At 31.9% G+C, this 1394-nt stretch carries 3 protein-coding genes; 1 reads left to right on the forward strand and 2 read right to left on the reverse strand.

The window, feature by feature from the left end; genetic code table 11:
- Window positions 1-133: 133 nt before the first annotated feature.
- Both A9G30_RS10335 and yaaA read right to left on the reverse strand, forming a co-directional pair.
- Window positions 134-397, reverse strand: a complete 264-nt coding sequence (locus A9G30_RS10335) for a hypothetical protein (protein WP_065588903.1) — start codon at window positions 395-397, stop codon at window positions 134-136.
- Window positions 398-407: 10 nt separating this feature from the next.
- Window positions 408-1181, reverse strand: a complete 774-nt coding sequence (gene yaaA / locus A9G30_RS10340) for a peroxide stress protein YaaA (RefSeq protein WP_065588904.1) — start codon at window positions 1179-1181, stop codon at window positions 408-410.
- 74 nt (window positions 1182-1255) lie between these two features.
- Here yaaA and A9G30_RS13710 point away from each other — a divergent pair.
- Window positions 1256-1394, forward strand: a 139-nt coding sequence (locus A9G30_RS13710) for a YccJ family protein (protein WP_218057845.1), incomplete at its 3' end; no start/stop codon positions are given.

The raw sequence follows: 1394 nt of genomic DNA on the forward strand, positions 1-1394 counted from the left end.
ACAATGGGGATAGCATTATCGCCTAATAACATTTTAATAATAGGAATATCAACAAACACCGTATTGGTATAAATACTACCCATAGCAAACATTGTACTTTCTGAACCATTTAACTTAAATAATTTAGATGCAATTAGGCAACCAATTGCAAAGACAATAAAGGATCCACCAAAAAAACGAATAACAGTTTTATATCGATTTGCGAATGTTCAGAAAAATGGCTCATGATCTGAAATAGCATGATGGGAAATGCAATATAAAAGGTAAATTTGGTTAAGCTATCGGTGACTGTTTTTTGCCAACGACCTACTTTAACCGCTAAAAAGCCGAATAAAATTAGCATAAAAAGGGGCAGAGTAGATAAAAACTGCGCCCATAATGTTGTAAAAAATACCATCGTTATTATTTTATTGATGATTGCGTATGAAGTACCATTCTAAGTCAGTTGATCGTTTTGAATCAAATTGATAGCCTTCTAGATTAAAACTTTTAATATCGTCACTCTTTTCAATGCAATTTTTTATAATGTATCGGCTCATTAGTCCGCGTGCTTTTTTAGCATAAAAACTGATAACTTTATAGGTATCTTTGCTTTGATCTAAAAAGATGGGCTGAATAATAGTTGCGTTTAATTGTTTTGGTTTGATCGCTTTGAAATATTCGTTTGAGGCTAAATTGATTAATGTGCGATGTGATGTTTTGGCTAGTTCACTATTAAGGTGTTGAGTTAATTTATCGCCCCAAAATTGATAAAGATTAGTGTTACTACCATTTTTTAAGCGGATCCCCATTTCTAACCGATAAGGTTGAATTAGGTCAAGTGGTCTTAAAATACCATAAAGACCTGATAATATTCTTAAATGAGATTGTGCAAACTTTAGATCTTTATCAGTAAAATCTTCAACATGTAATCCTTCGTAAACATCACCTTTAAAAGCAAGTAAGGCTTGTCTTGCATTTTCAAGATTAAAATCACTATGCCAATTTTTGAATCGTTCATAATTGAGTTCGGCTAATTTTTCGCTAATAGACATTAAGTTAGCCAAATTCTCAACACTTAATTTTTGGCAATCTTCAATGAGTATTTTAGTTGAGTTAATAAATTGAGGTAAAGTATGATCTTGGGTTAATAATGGTGATTGGTAATCCAAAGTTTTTGCTGGAGAAATAATTGTTATCATAACGTATTTTACCTATTGTATTTTGCAATAAATCGGGTTATTTTACATCAAATTCAACCCAAAGGAGTAGCAAAATGAACGTAGGTAAAAAAGAAATGCACGATATCAAAGCTTGGGCTACTATTCGTGAAACATCTATTGAAATTGCCGAAGCTATTTTTGAATTAGCCAATAATGACGAAACTTTAGCTGAGCAGATTTGGTCAGAAGGGA

The sequence above is a fragment of the Gilliamella sp. Fer4-1 genome (assembly GCF_001690515.1).
Classification (GTDB): domain Bacteria; phylum Pseudomonadota; class Gammaproteobacteria; order Enterobacterales; family Orbaceae; genus Gilliamella; species Gilliamella apicola_C.

What these genes read in the sequence shown, in the direction of transcription:
- A9G30_RS10335 (WP_065588903.1), bottom strand. Translation starts at nt 397, where the DNA reads ATGGTATTTTTTACAACATTATGGGCGCAGTTTTTATCTACTCTGCCC.
- yaaA (WP_065588904.1), bottom strand. Translation starts at nt 1,181, where the DNA reads ATGATAACAATTATTTCTCCAGCAAAAACTTTGGATTACCAATCACCA.